This window comes from Pseudomonas sp. SDO52101_S400, assembly GCF_054071635.1.
In genome coordinates this window covers 1-21,824 of the sequence record NZ_JBSVWF010000014.1, presented here as the reverse complement: position 1 = coordinate 21,824, position 21,824 = coordinate 1, and the positions used below count along the sequence as shown (strand labels likewise).

Here is a 21,824-nt window from a genome sequence, read left to right as displayed (position 1 = left end):
TCCTTGTGACTTGTCCTACGGCCTTGCCAGAACCCATGAACTGCCCCCCATAAAGCCCCGATGCTAGTTTGCCCCGACGTTCCCGGAGGGCAAATCTTGACCATCAAAACGGCTATTACCATCGGTGCATTTTCACTGGCGCTAACCGGCTGCGGCACCGCCGTCACTGTGTTGCAGGACGACGAGGGCGCCACGCGCGGGCTGCGCAAACAAAAGACCTACTGCCAGTCCATTCCGCGCATCTACAGCGGTCTGGCCCACGACTTCTGCCTGCTGCACGCGCCGCCAGACCCCACCGGCATTCTGGTGCCGGTGGTCCTGCTCGACCTGACCCTGTCCGGCGTCTTCGACACGGCTTGCCTGCCGTATACGATCTATCGTCAGGCGGTGGACGGGAATATCAGTGTTTATTGGCGGCCGAGCCGTGGATAGGCCGATGGACAAGGGTTCTGCGGGGTGAGCGACATGGGGCAATTCGCACAGGGTCATTCCCGCCACGTTTACGCTATAATCCCGCCCTTTAGCTGTCTCTCGCCCGGTGCGAGGGCACATCATTTTTCAAGGCGCATTGCGCCTGAATGCAGACTAAAGAGGCTAGACCCCTGTGGCATTGACGATTCTTGGCCTGTCCGGCGCCCTTAGCCATGATCCTTCAGCAGCCTTGTACATCGACGGCAAGCTGGTCGCGGCGGCTGAGGAAGAGCGCTTCGTACGCGATAAACATGCAAAGAACCGCATGCCCTACGAATCGGCGAAGTTCTGCCTGGAGCAGGCCGGCATCAAGCCGTCCGACGTTGACGTGGTCGCGATTCCGTTCGCCCCGATCAGCATTTTCGGCAAGGCCCGCTGGCAGTACGCCAAGCGTTACTGGTACGCCCCGGACCGCGCACTCGACGCGATCCTGATGGGCAACCGTCGCTACAAGCGCTATCGCAACAAGATCGTCTGGTGCCTGGAGCAACTGGGCTTCGATCCGAAGAAAATCAAGATCGAGCCGGTTGAACACCACCTGGCCCACGCTTCCAGCGCCTATCACTGCTCGGGTTTCAAAGAGAAAACCGCGATCCTCGGCATCGACGGCAAGGGTGAGTACGCCACGACCTTCTTCGGTTATGGCGAAAACGGCAAGATCCACAAGATCAAGGAATTCTTCGATCCGGACTCCCTCGGCGGCCTGTACGGTGCGATCACCGAGTTCCTCGGTTTCGACATGCTGGACGGTGAGTTCAAGGTCATGGGCATGGCGCCGTACGGCGATGCCAGCAAATACGATTTCTCGCGCCTGGCTTCTTTCGAAAACGGCGAGCTGGTGATCAACACTGACTACGCCAACGTGATCGGTCTGCGTCGCTACAAAGAGAAGGGCAAGGGTTACTACTTCTCGCCGAAGCTGATCGAGTGGCTGGGGCCGAAGCGCGAAGGCGACATCGCCGACGAGCCTTACATCCACTACGCCGCCAGCATTCAAGCGCTGTTCGAAAAAATTGCGCTGCAGATGATCGACTACTACCTGGGCGACGTGCTCAAGGAAACCGGCAAACTGGCTTACGCCGGTGGCTGTGCGTTGAACGTCAAGCTCAACCAGAAAATCATCGCCCGCGATGACGTCAAGGAGCTGTTCGTGCAGCCTGCCTCCGGCGACGCCGGCACCGCAGTTGGCGCAGCGGCCTATGTGTCGAACGCCCGTGGCGTGCCGGTCGAGAAGATGGAACACGTCTACCTCGGCCCGTCGTACAGCAACGAAGACGTGATCGCCGCGTGTGCCCGTCACGAGAACAAGCCGACCTGGCGCAAGCTCGACAACATGCCGGAGCAGATCGCCAAAATCATGGTCGATGGCAACCCGGTGGCCTGGTTCCAGGGCCGCATGGAGTTCGGTCCGCGTGCACTGGGCGGTCGCTCTATCATCGGTTGCCCGAGCGTGGCTGGTGTGGCTGACCGCATCAACCACCAGATCAAGTTCCGCGAGCGCTGGAGGCCTTTCTGCCCGTCGATGCTCGACACCGTTGCGCCACAGATGATCAAGATCGATCACCCGGCGCCGTTCATGACCTTCACCTTCGAAGTGGCGGAAGAGTGGAAGACCCGCGTGCCGGAAGTCGTCCACGAAGACGGTACTTCCCGGGCCCAGGTGCTCAAGCGCGAATACAACCCGCGCTACTACGACATGATGAAGGCGCTGGAAGTGCTGACCGGCAACGGCGTGTCCCTGAACACCTCGCTCAACCGCCGTGGTGAACCGATGATCTGCTCGCCGACCGACGCCCTGAACATGTTCTTCGGCTCGGATCTGCAGTACCTGATCATGGAAGACATCCTGGTGGTCAAAGAAGGCGCAAACGCTTATGACACGCTCGGCTGAACGCCATGTGCTGCAGTTCTGTCACGGCTATGACGGGCCGTTCCTCGACTGCGCGCGGCAGTACGCCAGCCTGTTCGCGGGCACCGGTTATCGGGTCACCACGGTCTTTCTGACCGGGGCGGCCGATAGCGAGGTGGCCGCGGCCTGCGCCTCCGACGAAGTGTTGTTCATGGAATACAGCTCCAAGGCCATTCGTGGCCTGAAGCTGGGTGCCATCGGCGATCTGCGCAAGATCGCCGCTTCACGCAATTTCAGTTTCTGCATCGCCCATCGCTTCAAGCCGATCTACATCGCCTTGCTCGGCACTTCGCTGCCGGTGATTGGCGTGCACCACGCGTTTGACGATTACAAACGCGGCACGCGCAAACTGTTTGCGCACATTTTTCGCAAGCGTCTGAGCCTGCTCGGTGTGTCCGATGCGGTGCGCGACGACATGCGCCGCTGCCTGCCGAAGTGGCCGGCGACGCGAATCCAGACCCTCTACAACCGCATCGATGTGTCGGCGTTGCAGATGAGTCAGGTGTCCGCCCGTGAAGCCCGCGAGACCCTTGGTCTGTCAGCGGATGCGTTCATTGTCGGCAACGTCGGTCGTCTGCACCCGGACAAGGATCAGGCCACGCTGTTGCACGGTTTTGCTGCGGCGCTGCCCGGTTTGCCGGCCAACAGTCAACTGGTGATCCTTGGCAAGGGGCGGCTTGAGAGTGACCTCAAGGCACTGGCCTGTGAATTGGGCGTCGGTGATCGCGTGCTGTTCCTTGGTCAGGTGCCGGACGCACGCAATTACTTCCGCGCATTCGATGTCTTTGCCCTGAGTTCCGATCACGAGCCGTTCGGCATGGTGTTGCTGGAGGCCATGGCCGCCGGCGTGCCGTTGCTGGCGACTGCGTGCGGCGGGGCGAAGGAAGTGGTCGAAGGCGTCGGGATTCTGTTTCCGCTGGGTGACGCCGAACATCTGGCCCAGGGCCTGAAACATCTGGCCGGCATGGACGAGCAGCAGCGTCGCCAGTGCGCCGAGATGATGTTTGATCGCCTGCGCGAACGCTTCTCCGACCGCGCCGTACGCGACACCTTCTGGCATTTGCCGCAAGTTACCGATCTGGCACCGAGGGGCTGATGCTCAACCGATTTCAAGGCTGGCGCGAACGTGGCTGGTCGCCCGTTGACGCCTCAACTTATGCACAGGCCTGGCAGCGTTTTGGCGGCAGCGTCGCAACTCATCCGCTGGTCGTAGAGCGTCTGGCGGATCTGGCCGGCATCCCGGTGCGCTATCTGGCCTGGGAACAGCAGGGCGAAGTCAAAGCCGCGATCCCGACCTGGGGCCGCGATCTGGCCTTGTCCAAGGACGTGCTCAAGCGCAACGGCAAAAAAGGCCTGTTCGATCTCGGCAACGCCGAACTGATTCTGCCGGCCGCCGCCGATGCCCAGGCCCCGCTGCGCCATCGCGGACGCTACCTGTCGGCGCTCAACGAAAACCGCTTCAGCGGTCTCAAGTTGCAGACCGAACAGCTGGCCATGGCCCGAACCCCGGAAGAGCTGTCGAAAAAGTTTCGCTACAACCAGCGCCGTGAGCTGCGCCTGCTGGAAGAGGCGGGCGGTGTCGTACGGCCGGTCAGCGAGTTCTCCAGTGCAGAGCTGGCCGCGATCTATTGCGACCTGTTCCAGCGCCGCTGGGGTTTCCCGGCCACTGGCGCGGCGCGGATGGCCGAGGTCATCGAGCTGCTGCGCGAGTTATTGATCGGTTCGGTGATCTTCCTCAACGATGCGCCGATCGCCATTCAGCTGGTGTATCGGGTCGAAGCGCCGGAGTGGATCAGCGTCGAGTACATCAATGGCGGCGTTGACCCCGAAACCCGCGAATTCAGTCCCGGCAGCGTCCTGAGTTTCCTCAATACGCAAAGCGCCTGGGAGCACGCTCGGGCACTCGACAAGCCACTGCGCTTTTCCTTCGGTCGTGCCGACCGTGAATACAAGGATCGCTGGTGCAATCCTGTGCCGGTCTTCACCGTATGAGTCAGCCCATGAGCCGCAAACAGCAACTGCTCAAGCGTCACCGGCGCAATAAACGAATCGGCCTGTTGATCGCGCTGATCGTGTTGATCGCCCTCGGCGTGCTGGTGGCCTGGTGGTTGCCGCTGGTGCTGGCGGTGGTGGGCTGGATCGCTCACGAGGCGTGGTTCGCCGATCACCTGTTCTACTCGCCGAAAGACGATTACCAATACAGTTTTCCGCCGTTCACACCGCAGCCGAAAGTGCATTTGAGCGGTGAGCAATTGCGCCTCGACGAGGGCGTGATGCTGGTGGACGACGCCACGCTGATTCTCGCCATACGGGTGAAAAGCACGTGGCTGGGGCGTTTCTTCGATCCGCGTGTCGAACTGGCGGGCGGCGCGAATCCGGATGCTCAGACTTTCGAACGTGGCGTCAACGGCCTGCGTTATCTGAACCTCAGCGGTCAGGCGCAGACCTTGTCTCAAGGCCTTTTGCGCCTGCGCGGACGTTTCTGCCGCGTGTCCGGAGAGCCAGTGCTGTGGGCCCTGGAACAGCCGGACTACCGGCGTCAGCGGGTGATGGTGATCGCGCCGCACGCCGATGATGCCGAACTGGCCGCTTACGGTTTGTACAGCCAGGCCGACGAGGCGTGGATTGTCACCCTGACCGCTGGCGAAATTGAAGCCGAACACTACCAGCAGATGGGCATGAACAAGGTCGAGGCATCGCGACTCAAGGGCCGCTTGCGGGCCTGGGACAGCCTCGCTGTGCCACGCTGGGCCGGCGTGCCGCAGGAACACTGCGTGCAGCTCGGTTATTTCTGCCTGCAACTGGCGGCGATGCAGGCTGCGCCGAATCAACCGGTGGGCTCGCGGGAAGCCGATCTGAGCGACACGCGGATGTTCCGTCAGTTGAATCCGTTTGCCTTGCCCGGCGATGTCGACGGCGCGCCGACCTGGAACAATCTGCTGGCCGACCTGCGTGACGTGCTGTCCCGTGCCCGCCCGGATGTGGTCGTGTTGCCGCACCCGACGCTGGATCCGCACCCCGACCATCTCTGCGCCCAGGAAGCCGTTCTGGAAGCCTTGCGCAGCTTCGACTGGCAACCGACCCTGCTTGGTTACGCCAACCACTTGCACGACAACGATCGCTGGCCGATGGGCGACAGCGGACAGGGCATTGCCTTGCCGCCGACGTTCGATTCGAGCGTGGCGATGCAGCCGCTGTGCCTGCCACTGCCGATCGAGTTGCAGCGGGACAAAGCCATGGCGCTGGGCATAATGCATGACCTGCAGCCACCGGCGCCGTTCAAGCGTCGCCTGCGGCGGCTGTTTCAGCGACTGCTGGCCGGTCGGCGTCCGTCGGTCTACGGCGAGAACGAATTTTTCCGCAAAGCGGTCAGACGCCAGGAGTTGTTCTGGGTACTGAAGCAGAGCGAAGCAGGTGCGACGGGATCGCACCGGGGAGAGTCATGAGTCAACGCGCAAAGGTTCTGCAGCTGCAGCCCGACTACAACGTCAAATCCCATGATTTCGCCGACCTCGCCGAACAGATCGTCAAGGCGCTGCCGACGGATCGTTATGAGGTGACCGCGGCATTTCTGCGTGGCAAACCCGGGCCGGGTGAAGCCGTCAGCCGGGCCGACCGTTCGGTGTATTTCGAGTTTTCCGACAAGTCCCTCAAGGGCATGCGCCTGCGGGCGATGTGGCAGCTCTACAAGTTCTGCCGCCGGGAAAAGTTCGACGTGGTGATCTGCAACCGCTTCAAGCCGGTGAACATGATGCTGACGCTCAACCGCTGGTTGAAAGTGCCGCTGTGCATCGGCATTTCCCACGGTTTCGGCGAGTACGACCGCTTCTATCGTCGTCGTCAGACTCAGCGCCTGATCGACCGGCACTGGCGCTTCGTCGGCGTGTCTCCAGCGGTCAAACAGTACCTGCTGGACTGCGATTGCGGTTTCACCGACCAGAATACGTACGCGATCACCAACGCCATCGACATCGAACAGGCCGAAGGTTTACAGCACAGCCGCGAGCGTGCGCGTGAGCTGCTCGGTATCGACCCGAATGTGCGCCTGATCGGTGCGCTGGGCCGGCTGGTGTCGGTCAAGGGGCACACCTATTTGCTGCAGGCCTTTGCTGCATTGAAGGACAAGTATCCGAACACCCAATTGGCAATCATCGGTGCCGGCCGCCTGCAAGCGCCGCTGGCGGCCGAGATCGAGCAGTTGGGCCTGAACGGTCGTGCCCATCTGCTGGGCTTCAAGGAGAACGCCCTGCAATACGTGCGTGCGTTCGATATCTGGACCATGCCGTCGCTGGCCGAAGGCCTGGGTCTGGCCTTGCTGGAAGGCATGAGCGGGCATTTGCCGGTCATTGCTTCGAACGTGCCGGCAATGTTGCCTCTGATCGAAGGTGCCGGTGGCCTGGCGATCACGCCCAAGGATGTGCCGAGCCTGGTGGCGGCGCTGGATACCTACCTCGGGCTGTCGGATGACGAGCTCAAGGCCAAGGGCGAGCAGGCCTATCGCTATTTGCAGGAACAGCACGACATCGAGGTCTTCCGCCAGGAATACCTGACCCTGATCGACTCCGGCCTGGCGCAGGCCCGCAAGGAACAGCCATGAGTGAGGTCGCCGCTCTGAACGATGCGCAACCCGTCGTCACCGTGATCATCGCGTCCTACAACCACGGGCCGTACATCGAGGAAAGCATCCTCAGCGTCATCAACCAGAGCTACAAGAACATCGAGCTGCTGGTGGTCGACGATGGTTCGAAGGATGACAGCGTCGAGCGCATCAAGGCCTTGCAGGCAGAACACGGTTTTGACTTCCGTGTGCAGCAGAATCAGGGCCTGACCAATACGCTCAACGGCGCTATCGCACGAGCCAAAGGCAGTCTGATCGTGCCGTTCGGCTCCGACGACATCATGTACCCGGACCGTATCGCCACCCAGGTCGCGTACATGGACGGCAAGCCGGAAGTCGGCATCTGCGCCGGCAACATCGAGTTGATGGACGCTGACGGCAACCTCTATCCCGAAAAGCGTCAGCGCCGGGACGTGCCGTTTCGTCGTCTGGATTTCGATGACATGTTTCTGGAGCGCAAGCCGTATCCGCCGGCACCAACCCTGATGATCCGCCGTGAGGCACTGGACAAGGTGGGCGGGTTCGATCCGACGATTCGTCTTGAGGATCTGTACATCGAGCTGAAAGTCACCCGCGCCGGGTACTTCATCGATGGTCTGAACGTGGTGATGGCGCGCTACCGCAAGCACGCCACCAACTCCTACAAGAACCATCGCTTCATGATTGAAAGCATCCTGCGTATCTACGCGCAGTTCAGCGATCATCCGCTGTACGACGAGGTGCGTTACAAGTCGCTCAATTCGATGTTCCTGAAAACCGCCAACCGCGATCGCAAACTGGCGCGGGAGCTGCTCGCGCAGATTCCATTCAAGGCCTGGAACAAGAAGACCTGGCGCGGTCTTGGTCGGTTGCTGTTTTCGCCGCTGGAAAAGGATTGACGCTCTGGCCACTCGCCGTCAGCGAGCGGTTTTTTCCGCCAGGCGCTTGTTGCTTTGCTGGCGCTGGCGAATCCACTGCACGACCTTCTTGCCCGCGTTCATGCCGGGCTGCTCGATGTAAAGGAACGTCGCGCTGCTGATCAGGATCAGCAGGCAGGTGCACGCTGCCATCAATGGCAGGTAGACACCGGCCTCGATGGCGTCGAGGTTCAGTGCCAGCGGCAGGCGCTGAACCATCAGCCAGAGCACGAAGCCATGGAGCAGGTAGGTGCTGTAGCTGATCTCGCCCAGCCAGCGGATGCTGCGTGGCTTGAGAGCGCCGAACAGGGTGTTGCCTGACGCCACGATCACGAAGAACAGCGTCAACAGCAACAGCGGCGGCGCCTTGAAGGCGCGGCTGAATACAGTGAAGGCTGTGGCCAATGCCACCAGGGCGACCACACTGGCCAGCGGCGTTTGGCTCCAGGCCACCAACTGCGGACGACGTACCCAATACGCCGCCGCGATCCCGCCAAGGAAACTGGCCAGGAAGTGTTTCTTGAGCGAGTGCTCCCAGCCGACCAGTTGATAAAGCGCATAGATCCCGATCAGGCAAAACACAACCTGACGCCAGTTGCCGCGGAAGATGAACACCATGGCGGCCAGAGGCAGCGCCAGATAGAAAAACACTTCGTAGGCCAGCGTCCAGGTGACGTTGGCAATCAGCATGCCGGTGTGCGGGTAAAGATTGACGTCCGGCCGGTCAAAGGTCAGCCACGCCAGGCTCTGCTTGAGCAGCTCCACTGCGGGCACCTTCAGTTCCCAGTTCTGCAAATGGAATACGCTGACGAACACAATCAGCATCAACGGCAGGTACAGCGGGTACAGGCGAAATAACCGTGAGACGCCGAACGCCATCCAGTCGAACTGGCGGCCCTGGGTCAGCAGACGGCTCCAGAACAGAAAACCGGTGATCATGAAAAACAGGGCTACGCTGCCCTGGCCAAGCATCGAGTAGAAGGCACTGGGCGGGAACTCGATCACCCCCGTGCGCAAAAAGATCCAGGTGATGACCGAATGATGCACAAACACGCCGAACGCCAGATAACCGCGCAGCCCGTCAATGCTCGCATAGCGGCTTTCGCCGGAATGTTGCAGATGTCGGGCTATTTTCGGAACCGCGCGCAACAGCAGTGCGGCGGTTACGATGGCCAGCAGATAGGCGGCCAGCGCAATCAGTGGATTGGTTTCGATCATCAATGAACCCGGGCCGCGGTGTTGCCGGCCAGCACTTGCCTGTGCAGATTGTCTACCGCTGATTTGGACGCCGTCATGGCGTATCCCTGAAGTAGCGCGTCGAGGTGGTCTTCGAACAGCCACCGCTTGTCGACGGTGTAGCGTTGCATGTGTCGCAGATTGCGCTGGCGCAGCGACAGGCTCAACGGCGAAGGGTAGACGCGCAGGTCGGCCAGATCAATCAGCCCGAACTCGCCATCCTCCAGCACCAGCACGTTGCCCAGATGCAGCGAGCGAAAGTAGACGCCCTGTTCATGCAGTCGCGCCATGAACTTGCCGAAACGCTCGACCAGCGCCTGCCGAACCGCCGGTGCGGTGATGCCCTGAAGCACCTGGCGCAGGGTGTGTCCCGGCAATGGGGCGTAATGCACTGCGCTGCTGCCGTCGTCGAGGCGGTACAGATTCAGCACCTGCGGGGTCGGGATGCCCATCCGGCGCAATTGTTCGCTATTGATGGCGAAGCGCTCTGAATAAGGATTGAAGTTACCCGAGGTGTACCAGCGACGGCTACGGAACAGTTTGAGGAAGCTGCCATCGGTCAGACGCAGGACCTTTGGGCCCAGGCCGTCTTCTTCAATCACCTGAGCATCGGCGCTCAGTTGTTGCAGACCAGAGGCCGACAGTTTCTGCACCGGGACTGTCAGCAGGCGCCGGGCCCGCTGGTTGATGCTGAGGGCGGCTATCAGCGCCAGAGGAATCCACAACAGGAACCAGTGTTCCTTGGGGCGCGAAATGATGCCGCCACCTTCAGTCAACCCGGCGCCGATACCGAATACCAGCCAGGTCGAGGCAATGATCAGCAATGGCTGGACGCGCTGACGCCAACTGCTCAGCAGCCCCCAGCACTGGAAGAACAGCCATGGCAGCAAGCCCAGGATGCCGACATAAAAAAGCACGCCCAGAACGAAGCTGTGCGGTTCCTGAAAGTTGTAGCCAACGCCTGGGTCAATGGCCAGATCGGCGTTGTAGCCATGGCCGATCCACGGGTGATCGGCGATTTTCTGCAGGGCGATCTGCCAGATTTCGAAACGGTAGGAGTCGCCGCGCTCAGTGATCATCTTCGAGAACAAGGCCACCACTGTGACGCCGACAGTGGCCAGCGCGCCGAGCATCAGCAGTGAGCGCCGATTCCAGCAAATGAAAGCCAGCCAGAGGGCTGCCATGGTCAACGCGACCAGCGGCGTTCTGGAACCGGTCGCGATCACCGCCGCGAACATGATCAGCATCGCCGGCAAGCTGAGCCAAAGCAGGCGGCCATGCTTGCAGGACATGCTGATGCTGAGCCAATAAGCACAGAAAAAGCCGAACAAGTGGGAGCTGAGCAGCGGGTTGTCGAACGCACCTCCACCAATCAGGCGAGCGCCTGGCTCGTAGTGACGGATGAATGGAATCAGGAAACAGGTCGTGGCGATCAGCGCCACCACGGCTGCGACGAACAGCATCGGCGAGAGAATGTCACTGCGATAGCGCACCAGCAGGTAGCAACCGACGAACAGCATCGCAGTATGCAGGGGAGGTTTGAGCATGCCGGCGATCGATTCGCCATCGGGCGGACCCCAGCACAGACTGAGCAACGCCCAGGCAATGAACACCAGCACCGCAAGAATCACAGGTTCGCCCAGCAGCTCCTTCAACTCCCGCGGGCGCAGGCACAGGGCAATCATCGCCGGAATGCTGAACAGGCCATAAAACAGCTTGTGATGCAGGCTGCGGCCCGGCAGGAAGAACAGCGCGCACAAAAGCAGGAAGTAGCCGACGGGGATTATCCACAGGCTGATGAAATCGAAGATTCGATTGGACGTACTGCTGAAGCCGCGAAGTTGCATGCTGTGAGATTCAATCCTGAAGTTGATCGGCCATTTCATTGATGGCTATTTGATGCTGAAAAAGATGCCTAACAATAACAGCCTTTGCCCGATTGCCAGAACCCTGAAGAAGCTGTGCTAAAGTCAGCGTCCTTTTTATCGACTCTCGCGTGATATGACCGACTCCAGTCTCGCCGCAAGCCCTTCGAGCTTGAAAATCTACTTCCGCCTGCTCGGCTACGTCCGGCCGTATATCAGTCTGTTCCTGATCAGCATCGTCGGTTTTCTGATTTTCGCATCGACTCAGCCGATGCTCGGTTACATTCTCAAGTATTTCGTCGACGGTCTGTCCAATCCCGAGGCAGTGCTGTTTCCCACCGTGCCCTACCTGCGTGACCTGCAACTGTTGCAGGCCGTACCGCTGCTGATCATCCTGATTGCCGCGTGGCAGGGACTGGGATCCTATCTGGGCAACTACTTCCTGGCCAAGGTTTCCCTGGGCCTGGTACACGATCTGCGGGTGCAGTTGTTCAACAACCTGCTGGTGTTGCCGAACCGGTATTTCGACAAGCATAACTCCGGCCATCTGATTTCGCGTATCACCTTCAACGTGACCATGGTCACGGGGGCGGCAACAGATGCGATCAAGGTCGTAATCCGTGAAGGCATGACGGTGATCTTCCTGTTCGCCTCCCTGCTGTTCATGAACTGGAAGCTGACGCTGGTGATGGTCGCGATCCTGCCGCTGATCGCCGTGATGGTGCGTACCGCGAGCAAGAAATTCCGCAAGCAGAGCAAAAAGATCCAGCTGGCCATGGGCGACGTGACCCACGTGGCCTCGGAAACCATCCAGGGTTATCGCGTGGTGCGCAGCTTCGGCGGCGAAGCCTACGAAGAAAAGCGCTTCCTCGATGCCAGTCAGAGCAATACCGACAAACAACTGCGCATGACCCGCACCGGCGCGATCTATACGCCGATGCTGCAACTGGTGATCTACAGCGCCATGGCGGTGTTGATGTTCCTGGTGCTGTTCCTGCGCGGCGATGCTTCGGCGGGTGATATGGTGGCCTACATCACCCTGGCTGGCCTTTTGCCCAAGCCGATCCGCCAGTTGTCCGAAGTCAGTTCGACCATCCAGAAGGGCGTTGCCGGTGCCGAAAGCATTTTCGAGCAACTGGATGTCGAGCCTGAAGTCGATACCGGCACGGTCGAGCGCGATGCGGTCAGCGGTCGCCTCGATGTGCGCAACCTGAGCTTCACCTATCCGGGGACAGATCGTCAGGTGCTCGACGACATCAGCTTTTCGGCTGAACCGGGGCAGATGGTGGCGCTGGTCGGCCGTTCCGGCAGCGGCAAGTCGACGCTGGCCAACCTGATTCCGCGTTTCTATCACCATGACAAGGGTGAAATCCTGATCGATGGTGTGGAGGTCGAGCAGTACAAATTGCTCAACCTGCGCCGCCACATCGCCCAGGTGACCCAGCACGTCACGCTGTTCAGCGACACCGTGGCCAACAACATTGCCTACGGCGATCTGGCCGGGGCACCGCGTGAAGACATCGAGAAAGCGGCGCGTGATGCGTACGCGATGGATTTCATCGCTCAACTGCCGGAAGGCCTGGACACCCAGGTCGGCGAGAACGGCGTGCTGCTTTCCGGTGGCCAGCGCCAGCGTCTGGCGATCGCCCGAGCCTTGCTCAAGAACGCGCCGCTGTTGATTCTCGACGAGGCCACCTCGGCCCTCGATACCGAGTCCGAGCGGCACATTCAGGCGGCCCTCGACCAAGTGATGAAGGGCCGTACCACGCTGGTCATCGCTCACCGTCTGTCGACTATCGAGAAGGCCGACCTGATTCTGGTCATGGATCAGGGCCGGATCGTCGAGCGCGGCACTCATGGCGAGCTGCTGGCGCAGAACGGCTACTACGCGCGTCTGAATGCCATGGGGCTCGACGCACCGGCTGAAGATATCGCCTGATTGCGCCTTGTGAACGCCGGGCGCGCAATGCACCCGGCGGTTTGTATCCGGATCTTTACCCTTCTTGACCAAACCTGCATAAAACCCGACACCGCGCTTGTTAAGGTTCCTGAACGAATTTTGACTTCCAACGAAGGGGCTATCCCCGTCGCGCGGGTACTCTCATGCTGCAACGCTATCTGTGGAAACTGCTGCCCAAGCCGCAGCGGACCTTTCTGCTTGGGCGCCTCTCGGTAGTCGACCGGCAAGTAGTGAACAAGTCGATGTCGGCGAACCTGCGTTTTCCCAAGGCCTTCGCTCAGCATTCCTGTCTGTTCATTCATGTGCCCAAATGCGCCGGCAGCAGCGTGTGTGCGGCGATGTTCGACGGCTGGCGGCCCGGTCATCTGCCGTTGTACTGGTATGAAGAACAGTTTCCCGCGCAGTTTGCGGCTGCATACAAGTTCGCTTTCGTGCGTGATCCGCTGGAACGTGCCTATTCGGCCTACGCGTTCCTGCGAGGCAACGAACTGAGCGAGCGTGATCACGCAGCGCAGCAAATGGTCAGGCATTACCGCGACTTCGATGATTTTGTTGCACGCTGGCTACATCCCGACACCATCTCGCGACAATTGCACTTTGCCGCGCAAACCGACTTCCTCACCGATTCGCTGGGCCGACTGGCGCTGGATTTCGTCGGCTATCAAGAGCATCTGGAACGGGATTTTCGCCTGGTGTGCGAGCACCTGGGGCTGGCGAGCCAGTTGCAGCACGTCAACAGCTCCCGGCATCGACGTCCGCTGCCGGCGCGTGATTTCTGCACGCAGCGCACCCGACGTCTGGTAAGGCGGGTCTATGAACGTGACTACGAGATGCTCGCTTATGAATGAAGCACGTTCGGTTTCCCAGCGGCCACCGGCCATTAGCCCCTACGCCCTGGCACTTCCCGCCCAGGCACGCGCTGTACTGAAGTCGCAACAACCTCGTTGCCTGTGGCTGACCGGGTTGTCCGGTGCCGGCAAATCGACGCTGGCCAATGCACTGGAACTGCATCTGCATCAGTTCGGGCTGCATACGTTCCTGCTCGATGGCGACAATCTGCGCAGCGGTCTTTGCCGCGATCTGGGGATGACTGAGGCTTGCCGGCGCGAGAACATCCGCCGCACCGCCGACGTAGCGCGGTTGATGGTGGACGCCGGGTTGATCGTGATCGTGGCTGCCATTTCACCGTTTCGTGCAGAGCGGGATACGGCGCGCCGGCTGTTTGCCGAAGGTGATTTCATTGAAGTGCACGTCAGCACGTCTCTGGAGGTCTGCGCCCGACGTGACCCGAAGGGCTTGTACCGGGCGGCGCGGGAAGGGCGGATCAAGGACTTCACCGGGATCGACAGCCCGTACGAGGCGCCGCTGGAGGCCGAATGCCGGATCGACACCGATGAGGTGGAGCTGGCCGATGCCTGCCGTCGTCTGGCAGCTTTCTTGCTCAAAAAATGAGCAAGAAAGCCTGTCGTTTCATCCTGTTGCAGCCGCCGCACAAGCCTTCGTCAACCCTGTGTTAATATCGCGCCCCTGTTCATTTTGTATGTGGGTTGCTCCATGAAGTTGTCCATGCCGCGATTCGATCAAGCCCCTGTCTTGGTGGTCGGCGATGTCATGCTCGACCGTTACTGGCATGGTGGTACCTCACGGATTTCCCCTGAGGCGCCGGTACCGGTTGTAAAGGTCGAGCAAATCGAAGACCGCCCGGGCGGTGCCGCCAACGTTGCCTTGAACATTGCCGCGCTGGGTGCGCCGGCGTCGCTGGTCGGTGTGACCGGTGACGACGAAGCCGCCGACAGCCTGAGCAACAGCCTCAAGGGTGCGGGCGTGCGAGCCTTGTTCCAGCGCATCGCGCACCAGCCGACCATCGTCAAGCTGCGGGTCATGAGCCGGCACCAGCAATTGCTGCGTATCGACTTCGAAGAACCGTTCGCCACTGACGCCCTGGCGCTTGCCTCCCAGGTCGACGACCTGCTGGAGGGTATCAAGGTGCTGGTGCTGTCCGACTACGGCAAAGGTGCCCTGAAAAACCATCAGGCGCTGATCCAGGCCGCGCGGGCCAAAGGCATTCCGGTGCTGGCCGACCCGAAGGGCAAGGATTTCTCGATCTACCGTGGCGCGAGCCTGATCACCCCGAACCTCAGCGAGTTCGAAGCCATCGTCGGCGGTTGCGCCGATGAGCACGAACTGGTGAGCAAGGGCGCGACGCTGATGCACGACCTCGAGCTCGGTGCACTGCTGGTGACCCGCGGCGAGCACGGCATGACCCTGCTGCGCCCGGATCATCCGGCGCTGCACCTGCCGGCCCGGGCCCGTGAAGTGTTCGACGTGACCGGTGCCGGCGACACAGTGATTTCCACTCTGGCGGCTGCGATTGCTGCTGGCGAAGAGCTGCCGCACGCGGTGGCGCTGGCCAACCTGGCGGCCGGCATCGTGGTGGGCAAGCTGGGTACGGCGGCGATCAGCGCTCCGGAACTGCGTCGCGCCATTCAACGCGAGGAAGGTTCGGAACGTGGTGTGTTGGGGCTGGAACAACTGCTGCTGGCGGTTGCCGATGCCCGGGCTCACAACGAGCGGATCGTGTTCACCAACGGCTGCTTCGACATCCTCCATGCCGGCCACGTGACCTACCTCGAGCAGGCGCGGGCGCAGGGTGATCGTCTGATCGTCGCGATCAACGATGACGCTTCGGTCAGCCGTCTGAAAGGACCGGGCCGACCGATCAATAGCGTCGACCGGCGCATGGCGGTTCTCGCCGGTCTCGGTGCGGTGGACTGGGTGATCAGCTTCGCCGAAGGCACCCCGGAAAACCTGCTGCGCGAGGTCAAGCCGGACGTGCTGGTGAAGGGCGGCGACTATGGTATCGACCAGGTTGTCGGCGCCGACATCGTCAAGGCCTACGGCGGCACTGTGAAGGTGCTGGGGCTGGTGGAAAACAGCTCGACCACGGCCATTGTGGAAAAAATCCGCAAGTCCGAGTGATGCAAACATAAAGACCGCGTCAGCGATGACTCTCTGGAGTCACTCGTAGGCGCGGTCTTTTGCCGTTCAGGAATTCACTTTCTTGCGCGGCACGATTTTCTTCAGCAGTTGCTTCGCCTTGCCGCGCAACCGCGCCAGCCCTGTGTCCTTGGGCGGCGGCGTCAAACCCTGTTGCCGCAACCAGTCCTTCCAGCGAATCCGCTCATCACGCACCAGCCAGCCGTCCTGTCGGGCGAAGCTTTCGGCCAGATACAGGCCTCGTGTGCCTGCCGGGGATAACTGACCTTTCTTGAGCGTATACAGCTCAGGCAGCGGTTCGCCGTCCTGCAACGGCATCAAGTACAGATCGGGGCGCTTGCGGTCGAGCCGGGCGACCAGTTGATCGCCTTCCAGCCGCTCATCGACATGGAACAGGCTCAGGTTCTTGGCTTCCTTGGGCACGTCCAGCCGCAGGTCATAGATCAATTGCAGGGATGCGGTCGGCAAATGCACGTAGGCCCGTGGCCGTTCGAGCAGTTGCAGATTGGCGCAGCGCACCGGCCGGGCCGAGCCGGACAACGGCGTCAGACGAAAGGGCAGGGCCTCGCGATAATGCAGCGCCGACGCATACGGCGCTGGCAGCCAGGTGTCATTGAAGCGCCCGCCGAGCCAGCCTTCCGGGGTTTCCAGCAGGCATTCCTCGGCAATCTCCTGGATCGCCGTGTGCAGCGGAATGTTCAGTTCGTGTGCCGGTACGTAGCCGGAAATCAGCTTGAGCACGACATCGCCGCGATCCTGCCGACGCTGGCGCACCAGCACCCAGTAATCACGATTTTGCCAGTGCAGGGTGAGGCGCACCGAGACGCCGAGGTTGGCCAGCTCCAGCGCAAAGCGCTCGGCATCCGCCACGCTGACCGGTTTGCGCCGTTGCAGGGTCTGGGCGAAGTTCAGCGGCATGCCGACGCTCTGATACGTCAGGCCTTCGGGCGTCGCTTCGACGAACAGTGGCAGCGTCTTGAAGTTGCTCGGGTTCTTTCTGATGAGCGTACGCGGCATGTCGGCTCCTGCTTAAGGCCGCGAGGCGGCGTCAGTGACCACGAAGGACCTGGGCAACGGTCGCAACGTTATGGGCGAGGTGCAGCGGATTGATCGTCCCGACGATGGCACTGGCCACGCCGGGCTGGGCGAACAGCAACTCGAAGCTGGCACGTACCGGATCCACGCCGGGACTCAGGCACACATGACCACTGGCCAGCGCCTTCTTCACCAGAATGGCTTTGCCGTGGGCAGCAGCATAGTCAATGACAGCCTTCTCGTTTTGTTCGTTCAGATTGTAGGTGACCATCGCGCAGTCGCCTTGCTCCAGTGCTTTCAGGCCACCGTCAACGGTCTTGCCGGAGAAGCCGAAGCCGCGAATCTTGCCCTCGGCCTTCAGTGCCGCGAGGGTTGCGTAGACTTCGCTGTCGTTGAGGATCGCCAGATCGTTGCCGTCGGAATGCACCAGCACCAGGTCGATAAAATCCGTTTCAAGACGTTGCAGGCTGCGCTCCACCGACATTCGGGTGTGAGCGGCGCTGAAGTCGTGGGTCGACTGGCCATCGACAAATTCTTCACCAACCTTGCTGACAATCACCCAGTCCTGGCGCTCGCCACGCAGCAGTGGGCCGAGGCGTTCTTCGCTGCGACCATAGGCCGGGGCGGTGTCGATCAGGTTGATGCCCAGTTCCCGCGCCTGCTTGAGCAGCATGCGTGCGGCGTCATCGTCGGGGATCTGGAAGCCGTTGGGGTATTTCACGCCCTGGTCGCGTCCAAGTTTGACCGTGCCCAGGCCCAGCGGCGAAACCAGCAGGCCGGTGCTGCCCAACGGGCGATGCAGATCGTGCAGGGTTGGCAGGCTCATGGCAGCAATTGCTCCCAGGCTGGAATGCCCATCGGCGGTTTCGGCAACTCTGGCAGCAGAGCGGGGTGGCTCGGCTGGATGCCGTCACGCTCCAGGGAGGCGATCACCCGGTCAGCGAAATCCGGCGCGAGGGCCAGTTTGGTTGGCCAGCCGACCAGCAGGCGACCTTCTTCGGCGAGGAAGGCGTTGTCCGGGCGCGTCAGGCCGGTTTGCAGCGGTTCGGCGCGGTCGACGCGCAGGGTCGTCCATTGCACGTTGCTCAGGTCGATCCAGGGTAACAACTGTGCGATTTCCTTTTGTGCAGTGGCGATCTGCTCGGCCGGCTCGCGAGCCACGCCTTCGGACTCGGCAATATCGCCGCCCATGTACCAGACCCACTGGCCGTCGGCGGCCGGGTGGGTGGTTACGGTGATGCGCGGCTTGGTACCGCCACCGAGGCAGTGAGCGTAGAGCGGCTTCAGGCCCGGGCCCTTGGCGATGATCATGTGCAGCGGCCGGCGTTGCATGGCCGGTTGGGTCAGGCCGAGGGCTTCCAGCAACGCTGCGGTACCGGCACCGGCGCTGAGGACGATGCGCTGGGCGCGGATCTCACGGCCATCGACCTTCAGACCGACCAGTACACCGCTTTCCAGCAACGGCTCGATGTTCTGGCCGGCGAGCAGACCGTCACCGGCGAGGTCCGCCAGACGCTGGATCACACTTGGCACATCGACCACCAGTTCGGCGAGGCGGTAGACCTTGCCCTTGAAACGCTTGTCCTGCAGGGCCGGCGGCAACTGGTCGCCCTTGACCTGATCGACCCGGCCACGCACCGCTTTGCTGGCGAAGAAACTGGTGAGGTTGCCGGCCAGGGTGCCCGGCGACCACAGGTAATGGGCTTCGGACAGCAGGCGCACGCCGCTCAGGTCCAGCTCGCCGTTACCGGCCAGGGCTTCACGCCAGCGACGCGGCATGTCGGCGATGGCTTCCGAGGCGCCGGTCAGCGCGCCGTGCAACGCGTACTTGGCGCCGCCGTGGATGATGCCCTGGGACTTCACACTCTGCCCGCCGCCGAGGCTGGCGCTTTCCACCAGCACGGTCGAAAAACCCTGGCGGCGCAGGCGCGCGTTCAGCCAGAGGCCGGCGACACCCGCGCCGACAATCAGAACGTCGGTGGAAATTGGAGATGGCATGCAACGACCTCAGTGTTCAAGACGAGGGCGCAGTATACAGACTCAGGGAAAAGGGGATTTGTTGCTGATCAACAGAGGGAGAGCACCCGCCACTGTGGGAGCACGCTGGCTCCCACAGGGATCTGAATCGGCTTATCAGTGCCCGGCGGTTTTCGAGAACAGCTGGATCACCACCACGCCGAGCACGATCAGCGCCATCCCGAGCATCGCCGGGATATCCAGCTTCTGCCCATAGATGAACAGCGCCGCGATGCTGACCATCACGATACCCATGCCGGCCCAAACCGCGTAGGCCACGCCCACCGGCACGCTGCGCACCACCAGGGTCAACATCCAGAACGCGATACCGTAGCCGACGATGACCAGCACCAGTGGCAAAGGCGTGCTGAAACCTTTGACGGCTTTCATCGAAACGGTTGCGATCACTTCGGCACAGATGGCGATGGCCAGGTAGACGTAAGCGTTCATGTTCAAATCCTCGTGTGGAGCGTTGCTTTCTGAGGCGGCATTCTAGTGACTCCCCAGATGGGGTAAAGTCATTACCTATCTGTTTACAAGATGGGTTGGCCGATGAGCATGCAGTGGAATCTGGAGCAGTTGCGGGTGTTTGTCGCGGTCGCCGAGCAGCGATCGTTTTCCGCCGTGGCGCGCCAGCAACGCAAGGCGCAGTCGGCGATCAGTAGTGCGATTGCCATGCTCGAGGATGATCTGGGTGTCAGCCTGTTCGAGCGTAGCAGCGGTCGTCAGCCGAGTCTTACCGAAGCGGGCGAAGCCTTGCTAGAAGAGGCGCGGGAAGTGCTGCGTCAGTGCGAACGCCTGAACGGTCGGGCCGTGGCCATGATGCGCGGGCAGGAAGCGCAATTGCGGGTGGCCCAGGACGAGGCGATGCCGTATCAAGCGCTGGTGGAAAGCTTCGGCGCACTGGCCGAGCAGTTTCCGAGTCTGGAAGTGCAACTGACCAGCGCCGCCCAGGGTGAGGTTTCGCGCAAACTGGTGGAGCGTCGGGCTGATCTCGGCCTGCTGTTCTATCACGACGAAATCCCTGAAGCGCTCGAGCGCCGGGTGTTGGGCAGCGTGGAAATGGTTACGGTCTGCGGAATCAACCATGCCTTGGCATCGCATTCCTACGTCACCTGTCAGCAACTGGCGCAGCATCGACAACTATTGATGTCGACTCAGACCAGCGTCTACCCCGGCAGCGAACCGGCCAGTCCGCAGGTGTGGCGCGCCGACAGTTTCTACGTGATGGCCGAATGGCTGGTGCGCGACCTCGGCTGGGCCTGGTTGCCGCGCCATGTGGTGCAGTACTCGGCGTATCAGGGCCTGATGGTGGAACTGGACAGTGAATGGACGCCGCCGGCGCTGGTGGTGGAGCTGGTCTGGCGTCGTGACGAACCGCTGGGGCCGGCGGCGCGCTGGCTGGCGGAGCGATTTGCCATACACCTGCGGGCGATCGGCGGCAAAAGCCGATAAACTCCGCCGCCATGAATAGAACTCTCTACACCGCGCTGTTTTACCTGGGGCTGCCATTGGTGGCGATTCGGCTGTGGCTGCGCTCGCGCAAGGCGCCGGCGTATGCCAAACGGATTGGCGAACGCTTCTCCTACGGGATGCCGACGCTGCAACCCGGCGGCATCTGGGTTCACGCCGTGTCGGTGGGCGAAAGCATCGCTGCCGCGCCGATGATCCGCGCACTGCTGCAACGTTATCCACAGCTGCCGATCACCGTGACCTGCATGACACCGACCGGCTCGGAGCGGATTCACGCGCTGTTCGCCAACGAGCCACGGATTCAACACTGCTACTTGCCCTACGACTTGCCCTGCGCGGCGTCGCGTTTTCTTGATCGCGTGCAGCCGAAACTGGCGGTGATCATGGAAACCGAACTCTGGCCCAACCACATCCATCAATGCGCCAAACGCGGGATTCCGGTAGCGCTGGCCAACGGTCGCCTGTCCGAGCGTTCGGCCAAGGGCTATGGCCGGTTCAGCAAACTGACCGCGCCGATGCTGGCCGAAATGAGCCTGTTTGCCGTGCAGACCGAGGCTGAAGCCCAGCGTTTCCGCGATTTGGGCGCACGGACGGAGACGGTCGAAGTCACCGGCTCGATCAAGTTTGACCTGACCATCGACCCGCAGCTGCTGCAACGCGCCACTGAGCTGCGCGGCCAATGGCAGGCGCAGGAACGTCCGGTGTGGATCGCCGCCAGCACCCATGAAGGCGAAGACGAGGTGGTGCTGAACGCCCATCGGCGTTTGCTGGCCAATCATCCCGATGCGCTGCTGATTCTGGTGCCGCGTCATCCGGAGCGTTTCAATTCAGTGTTCGAACTTTGCCAGCGCGAAGGTTTTGCCACGGTGCGTCGCTCGACCGGCGCCAACGTCGATGCTGCAACATCGGTGCTGCTCGGCGACACCATGGGCGAGTTGCTGTTTCTCTATGCCCTGGCCGACAGCGCGTTTGTCGGCGGCAGTCTGGTGCCCAACGGCGGCCACAACCTGCTGGAGCCAGCGGCTCTGGCCAAACCGGTGATCAGCGGCCCGCACCTGTTCAACTTCCTCGACATCGCCGCGCAACTGCGCAGCGCCGGGGCGTTGGCCGAGGTGGATGACGCCGAAGGTCTGGCGACAGAAGTGCAGCGCCTGTTCGAATTGCCGCGCGATGCACAGCGCATGGCGGAAGCTGGATTGAATGTGATGCGCCGCAATCAGGGCGCGTTGCAGCGCTTGCTCGATGGCCTGGGACGGTTGATCGACCGCCCATAAAAAAACGCAGCCTCAAGGCTAATGCCGATCAGTTAAGCCTTCTCGCTTGACCTTTGGCCGCAAGAAATCAAAAT

The 21,824-nt window shown here is 61.5% G+C and carries 19 protein-coding genes; 13 read left to right on the top strand and 6 right to left on the bottom strand.

Annotation, left to right across the window (positions count from 1 at the left end):
• Nucleotides 1–96: 96 nt before the first annotated feature.
• The 7 genes from ACW9HX_RS09330 (at nucleotide 97) to ACW9HX_RS09300 (ending at nucleotide 7,876) form a co-directional block, all read left to right on the top strand.
• Complete coding sequence (locus tag ACW9HX_RS09330) at nucleotides 97–432, top strand: YceK/YidQ family lipoprotein (protein ID WP_457380361.1); 336 nt, start codon at nucleotides 97–99, stop codon at nucleotides 430–432.
• Between the two features lie 172 nt (nucleotides 433–604).
• Complete coding sequence (locus tag ACW9HX_RS09325) at nucleotides 605–2,362, top strand: carbamoyltransferase family protein (RefSeq protein ID WP_007952261.1); 1,758 nt, start codon at nucleotides 605–607, stop codon at nucleotides 2,360–2,362.
• Nucleotides 2,346–3,476, top strand: coding sequence for a glycosyltransferase (locus ACW9HX_RS09320; protein WP_457380360.1), 1,131 nt, complete (start codon nucleotides 2,346–2,348; stop codon nucleotides 3,474–3,476). Before ACW9HX_RS09325 ends, ACW9HX_RS09320 begins: the two co-directional genes overlap by 17 nt.
• A complete protein-coding gene (locus ACW9HX_RS09315; RefSeq protein ID WP_457380359.1) occupies nucleotides 3,476–4,372 on the top strand; it encodes an antimicrobial resistance protein Mig-14 in 897 nt (298 codons plus the stop codon). Before ACW9HX_RS09320 ends, ACW9HX_RS09315 begins: the two co-directional genes overlap by 1 nt.
• An 8-nt stretch (nucleotides 4,373–4,380) precedes the next feature.
• Nucleotides 4,381–5,826 (top strand): PIG-L family deacetylase, encoded by a 1,446-nt coding sequence (locus ACW9HX_RS09310; protein ID WP_457380358.1) that lies wholly within the window; start codon nucleotides 4,381–4,383, stop codon nucleotides 5,824–5,826.
• Nucleotides 5,823–6,977 carry a glycosyltransferase family 4 protein gene (locus ACW9HX_RS09305; protein WP_457380357.1) on the top strand — a complete coding sequence of 385 codons (1,155 nt, stop codon included), beginning with the start codon at nucleotides 5,823–5,825 and terminating at the stop codon, nucleotides 6,975–6,977. The genes ACW9HX_RS09310 and ACW9HX_RS09305 overlap by 4 nt, the downstream gene beginning before the upstream one ends.
• A 14-nt stretch (nucleotides 6,978–6,991) precedes the next feature.
• Nucleotides 6,992–7,876, top strand: coding sequence for a glycosyltransferase (locus ACW9HX_RS09300; RefSeq protein ID WP_457380414.1), 885 nt, complete (start codon nucleotides 6,992–6,994; stop codon nucleotides 7,874–7,876).
• An 18-nt stretch (nucleotides 7,877–7,894) separates the two neighbouring features.
• On the opposite strand, the gene ACW9HX_RS09295 is transcribed toward ACW9HX_RS09300, so the two are convergent.
• Nucleotides 7,895–9,112 carry an acyltransferase family protein gene (locus ACW9HX_RS09295; protein ID WP_457380356.1) on the bottom strand — a complete coding sequence of 406 codons (1,218 nt, stop codon included), beginning with the start codon at nucleotides 9,110–9,112 and terminating at the stop codon, nucleotides 7,895–7,897.
• Nucleotides 9,112–10,977, bottom strand: coding sequence for an O-antigen ligase family protein (locus tag ACW9HX_RS09290; RefSeq protein WP_457380355.1), 1,866 nt, complete (start codon nucleotides 10,975–10,977; stop codon nucleotides 9,112–9,114). The genes ACW9HX_RS09295 and ACW9HX_RS09290 overlap by 1 nt, the downstream gene beginning before the upstream one ends.
• 154 nt (nucleotides 10,978–11,131) lie before the next feature.
• Here ACW9HX_RS09290 and msbA point away from each other — a divergent pair, with 154 nt between their 5' ends.
• From msbA to hldE, 4 genes are all read left to right on the top strand, one after another.
• Entirely contained in the window at nucleotides 11,132–12,934 is a 1,803-nt protein-coding gene (gene msbA, locus ACW9HX_RS09285; protein WP_457380354.1) for a lipid A export permease/ATP-binding protein MsbA, read from the top strand.
• Between the two features lie 164 nt (nucleotides 12,935–13,098).
• Nucleotides 13,099–13,803, top strand: a complete 705-nt coding sequence (locus tag ACW9HX_RS09280; RefSeq protein WP_457380353.1) for a sulfotransferase family 2 domain-containing protein — start codon at nucleotides 13,099–13,101, stop codon at nucleotides 13,801–13,803.
• Nucleotides 13,796–14,407 carry an adenylyl-sulfate kinase gene (gene cysC / locus ACW9HX_RS09275; RefSeq protein ID WP_457380352.1) on the top strand — a complete coding sequence of 204 codons (612 nt, stop codon included), beginning with the start codon at nucleotides 13,796–13,798 and terminating at the stop codon, nucleotides 14,405–14,407. The genes ACW9HX_RS09280 and cysC overlap by 8 nt, the downstream gene beginning before the upstream one ends.
• A 102-nt stretch (nucleotides 14,408–14,509) precedes the next feature.
• A complete protein-coding gene (hldE, locus tag ACW9HX_RS09270) occupies nucleotides 14,510–15,934 on the top strand; it encodes a bifunctional D-glycero-beta-D-manno-heptose-7-phosphate kinase/D-glycero-beta-D-manno-heptose 1-phosphate adenylyltransferase HldE (protein WP_096819853.1) in 1,425 nt (474 codons plus the stop codon).
• A 66-nt stretch (nucleotides 15,935–16,000) separates the two neighbouring features.
• On the opposite strand, the gene ACW9HX_RS09265 is transcribed toward hldE, so the two are convergent.
• The 4 genes from ACW9HX_RS09265 to ACW9HX_RS09250 all read right to left on the bottom strand — a co-directional run bounded on the left by ACW9HX_RS09265 (nucleotide 16,001) and on the right by ACW9HX_RS09250 (nucleotide 19,453).
• A complete protein-coding gene (locus ACW9HX_RS09265; protein ID WP_114881185.1) occupies nucleotides 16,001–16,969 on the bottom strand; it encodes a metal ABC transporter ATPase in 969 nt (322 codons plus the stop codon).
• Between the two features lie 31 nt (nucleotides 16,970–17,000).
• Nucleotides 17,001–17,813: an aldo/keto reductase gene (locus tag ACW9HX_RS09260; protein WP_039766580.1), complete on the bottom strand. Its 813-nt coding sequence runs from the start codon at nucleotides 17,811–17,813 to the stop codon at nucleotides 17,001–17,003.
• Complete coding sequence (locus tag ACW9HX_RS09255; protein WP_457380351.1) at nucleotides 17,810–18,985, bottom strand: NAD(P)/FAD-dependent oxidoreductase; 1,176 nt, start codon at nucleotides 18,983–18,985, stop codon at nucleotides 17,810–17,812. The genes ACW9HX_RS09260 and ACW9HX_RS09255 overlap by 4 nt, the downstream gene beginning before the upstream one ends.
• Before the next feature lie 135 nt (nucleotides 18,986–19,120).
• A complete protein-coding gene (locus tag ACW9HX_RS09250) occupies nucleotides 19,121–19,453 on the bottom strand; it encodes a DMT family transporter (RefSeq protein ID WP_457380350.1) in 333 nt (110 codons plus the stop codon).
• Between the two features lie 102 nt (nucleotides 19,454–19,555).
• On the opposite strand from ACW9HX_RS09250, the gene ACW9HX_RS09245 reads away from it, so the two are divergent.
• The gene (locus ACW9HX_RS09245) at nucleotides 19,556–20,458 is read left to right on the top strand and encodes a LysR family transcriptional regulator (protein ID WP_457380349.1); all 903 of its coding nucleotides are present in this window, start codon (nucleotides 19,556–19,558) and stop codon (nucleotides 20,456–20,458) included.
• A gap of 11 nt (nucleotides 20,459–20,469) precedes the next feature.
• Nucleotides 20,470–21,750 carry a lipid IV(A) 3-deoxy-D-manno-octulosonic acid transferase gene (gene waaA, locus ACW9HX_RS09240; protein ID WP_457380348.1) on the top strand — a complete coding sequence of 427 codons (1,281 nt, stop codon included), beginning with the start codon at nucleotides 20,470–20,472 and terminating at the stop codon, nucleotides 21,748–21,750.
• Nucleotides 21,751–21,824: the final 74 nt, after the last annotated feature.

Bases quoted from the DNA above. Each gene is read 5' to 3' on its own strand.
- msbA (WP_457380354.1), top strand. From the start codon at position 11,132: ATGACCGACTCCAGTCTCGCCGCAAGCCCTTCGAGCTTGAAAATCTAC.
- ACW9HX_RS09265 (WP_114881185.1), bottom strand. From the start codon at position 16,969: ATGCCGCGTACGCTCATCAGAAAGAACCCGAGCAACTTCAAGACGCTG.
- ACW9HX_RS09245 (WP_457380349.1), top strand. From the start codon at position 19,556: ATGAGCATGCAGTGGAATCTGGAGCAGTTGCGGGTGTTTGTCGCGGTC.
- ACW9HX_RS09260 (WP_039766580.1), bottom strand. From the start codon at position 17,813: ATGAGCCTGCCAACCCTGCACGATCTGCATCGCCCGTTGGGCAGCACC.
- ACW9HX_RS09280 (WP_457380353.1), top strand. From the start codon at position 13,099: ATGCTGCAACGCTATCTGTGGAAACTGCTGCCCAAGCCGCAGCGGACC.
- cysC (WP_457380352.1), top strand. From the start codon at position 13,796: ATGAATGAAGCACGTTCGGTTTCCCAGCGGCCACCGGCCATTAGCCCC.
- ACW9HX_RS09290 (WP_457380355.1), bottom strand. From the start codon at position 10,977: ATGCAACTTCGCGGCTTCAGCAGTACGTCCAATCGAATCTTCGATTTC.
- ACW9HX_RS09255 (WP_457380351.1), bottom strand. From the start codon at position 18,985: ATGCCATCTCCAATTTCCACCGACGTTCTGATTGTCGGCGCGGGTGTC.
- ACW9HX_RS09250 (WP_457380350.1), bottom strand. From the start codon at position 19,453: ATGAACGCTTACGTCTACCTGGCCATCGCCATCTGTGCCGAAGTGATC.
- hldE (WP_096819853.1), top strand. From the start codon at position 14,510: ATGAAGTTGTCCATGCCGCGATTCGATCAAGCCCCTGTCTTGGTGGTC.
- ACW9HX_RS09320 (WP_457380360.1), top strand. From the start codon at position 2,346: ATGACACGCTCGGCTGAACGCCATGTGCTGCAGTTCTGTCACGGCTAT.
- ACW9HX_RS09315 (WP_457380359.1), top strand. From the start codon at position 3,476: ATGCTCAACCGATTTCAAGGCTGGCGCGAACGTGGCTGGTCGCCCGTT.
- ACW9HX_RS09295 (WP_457380356.1), bottom strand. From the start codon at position 9,112: ATGATCGAAACCAATCCACTGATTGCGCTGGCCGCCTATCTGCTGGCC.
- waaA (WP_457380348.1), top strand. From the start codon at position 20,470: ATGAATAGAACTCTCTACACCGCGCTGTTTTACCTGGGGCTGCCATTG.
- ACW9HX_RS09305 (WP_457380357.1), top strand. From the start codon at position 5,823: ATGAGTCAACGCGCAAAGGTTCTGCAGCTGCAGCCCGACTACAACGTC.
- ACW9HX_RS09310 (WP_457380358.1), top strand. From the start codon at position 4,381: ATGAGCCGCAAACAGCAACTGCTCAAGCGTCACCGGCGCAATAAACGA.